The sequence below is a fragment of the Streptococcus oralis genome, assembly GCF_001579175.1.
GTDB classification, from domain to species: domain Bacteria; phylum Bacillota; class Bacilli; order Lactobacillales; family Streptococcaceae; genus Streptococcus; species Streptococcus oralis_O.
The window spans coordinates 316,544-319,041 of record NZ_KQ970760.1; the positions used below are offsets into that span (position 1 = coordinate 316,544).

Annotated in this window: 4 protein-coding genes; 3 read left to right on the plus strand and 1 reads right to left on the minus strand. The window is 39.4% G+C overall.

The genetic code is table 11. The features are described from left to right. The 3 genes from SORDD24_RS11155 to brnQ form a co-directional block, all read left to right on the plus strand. Positions 1 to 346: YbaK/EbsC family protein (locus SORDD24_RS11155; RefSeq protein WP_155720137.1), on the plus strand; the 346-nt coding region annotated here is incomplete at its 5' end. Between the two features lie 21 nt (positions 347 to 367). Further along, entirely contained in the window at positions 368 to 655 is a 288-nt protein-coding gene (locus SORDD24_RS05860) for a rhodanese-like domain-containing protein (RefSeq protein ID WP_061408567.1), read from the plus strand. Positions 656 to 824: 169 nt separating this feature from the next. Next, positions 825 to 2,150 carry a branched-chain amino acid transport system II carrier protein gene (gene brnQ, locus SORDD24_RS05865; protein WP_061408570.1) on the plus strand — a complete coding sequence of 442 codons (1,326 nt, stop codon included), beginning with the start codon at positions 825 to 827 and terminating at the stop codon, positions 2,148 to 2,150. A gap of 36 nt (positions 2,151 to 2,186) precedes the next feature. Here brnQ and SORDD24_RS05870 read toward each other — a convergent pair. Then, the coding region (locus tag SORDD24_RS05870) for a DUF1307 domain-containing protein (protein ID WP_155720138.1) at positions 2,187 to 2,498 on the minus strand (312 nt) is incomplete at its 5' end.

Consider the following 2,498-nt stretch of genomic DNA (forward strand, 5'->3'; position numbering starts at 1 on the left):
GACCAATAGGAAGAAAACCCAGTACTATCTGCTCATCATGGGTGACAAGAAACGATTGGATATGGATGACTTTAAAGTTCAGGTGGGAGCCAATCGGATTCGCATGGCCTCATTGGACTCCTTGGCTGAGAAAATGAACCTACCAGCAGGAACAGTATCACCTTTTGGTTTGTTAAATAATGATGAAAAAGACATTCTAGTTTATTTTGATAAGGACATTGTATCGGAGGATATCATGACTTTTCATCCCAATACTAATGAAAAGACCATCTTTATTAAAACCCAAGACTTGTTCCGATTTTTAGAGTCGATTGGATTTACTTATAAGTTTTTAACTTTGCGTTAAAGGCATCAAAAAGAAGAAATGATGAAAGAAATTGTTTTTGACAAATTCTACCAACTTTACCAAAACGACCAACTTTCTCTAGTGGACGTGAGAGAAGCAGAAGAGTTCGAGACGCTTCATTTAGAAGGTGCTCGTAATTTCCCTCTCGGTCAACTTGCTGATACTTATGATCAGTTGGACAAGGACCTCTTGCATTATGTCATTTGTAAATCAGGGATGAGATCAGCTTGTGCTTACCAGTTCTTGGAGGAGCATGGATATAAGGCCATCAATGTTCAAGGTGGCATGACGGCCTTTGAAAATCTTTAAAATTTGCATTTCTCTTACTTGGTGTGGACTAGGTAGGAGAAATTTATTTTTAGATAATTCTTATTTTTAAAAATATTGAAAACATTCAATATTTAATCAGAGATGCTTTTTTCAAAGTCCTAATCATGGTATACTAGGTCAGTATTTTAGAAATATGAAGGAGATTTTTATGGCTAAAAAAGGTGCCCTAACAGGCTTGCTCCTGTTTGGAATATTTTTTGGTGCGGGAAACTTGATTTTTCCACCTTCTCTAGGTGCCCTATCTGGAGAACAGTTTCTTCCTGCCATCGCAGGTTTTGTCTTTTCAGGTGTCGGTATTGCCGTCTTGACACTTATCATCGGAACACTCAATCCTAAAGGATACATTTATGAGATTTCTAAGAAAATCTCACCTTGGTTTGCGACGCTTTATCTTGCAGTCCTCTATCTATCGATTGGCCCATTCTTTGCCATTCCACGTACAGCAACAACAGCTTACGAGGTCGGTATCAGCCCTCTCTTGTCTGAAGCAAATAAAGGCCTAGTATTGATTATCTTTACCGTGCTTTACTTTGCTGCAGCCTATCTGATTTCACTCAATCCATCAAAGATTTTGGATCGTATCGGACGAATCTTGACGCCAGTCTTTGCTTTGCTTATCGTTATCTTAGTAGTACTTGGTGCTTTTAAATATGGTGGAACAAGTCCCCAAGTAGCTTCAGAAGCCTATCAAGCATCTGCTTTTGGTACAGGTTTCCTAGAAGGCTATAATACCCTGGATGCCCTAGCCTCAGTGGCCTTCAGTGTCATCGCTGTTCAAACCTTGAAACAACTTGGATTCTCAAGTAAGAAAGAATACATCTCAACTATTTGGGTGGTTGGTATTGTTGTAGCTCTTGCCTTCAGTGCTCTCTATATTGGTCTAGGATTCCTTGGAAATCACTTCCCAGTTCCGGCAGAAGTCATGAAGGGTGGAACTCCAGGTGTTTATATCTTGTCACAAGCAACTCAGGAAATCTTTGGTTCAACGGCTCAACTCTTCCTTGCTGTCATGGTAACTGTAACCTGTTTCACAACGACAGTTGGCTTGATTGTCTCTACAGCAGAGTTCTTTAACGGACGTTTCCCACAAATCAGCTACAAGGTCTATGCAACTGCCTTTACCTTGATTGGATTTGCCATTGCTAATCTGGGTCTTGATGCGATTATCAAGTACTCAATTCCAGTACTGGTTATCTTGTATCCAATCACTATTGCCATTGTGATGATTGTGATTGTTAATAAGTTTGTACCTCTATCAAAACCGGGTATGCAGTTAACAATAGGAGTTGTCACAGCAATCGCTGTTGCAAGTGTTCTTGGAAGCTCCTTTAAGATTGAGTTTCTAGCAAATCTTGTGAATACTTTGCCTTTTGCTAAGGCATCTCTCCCATGGTTGGTGCCAGCTATCATCGGGATCTTGCTTTCCTTGGTCCTTCCGAACAAGCAAGAAAGTGATGTTTTTGAAATGGAATAAAAAAACTTGGCCTTGGCCAAGTTTTTTCTATTAATCTTAGTTGGTTTTTTCAGTGTAACCAGATTCTTCAAGCATTTTCTTCGAAGCTGCATAACTTATACGGTTTCCAAAGCCAGAAAATTCGTTCGGCATTGCTTTTTTTAGGTCAGCAAGAGTTGCAACAGTCATGTCAACTTCCATACGTAGAATAACTTTTTCGTCTTGAATTTCAACTTTTTGTGTAACCCCTTTGACCCCTTCATAACCTTTATTAGTATCGTCAACAATTTGCTTAATACCTTCCGCGGTATTATTAAGTTTCTCAGGGTCAAATACATTATGAGCAGTTTGTTTTACAACATCATCCCC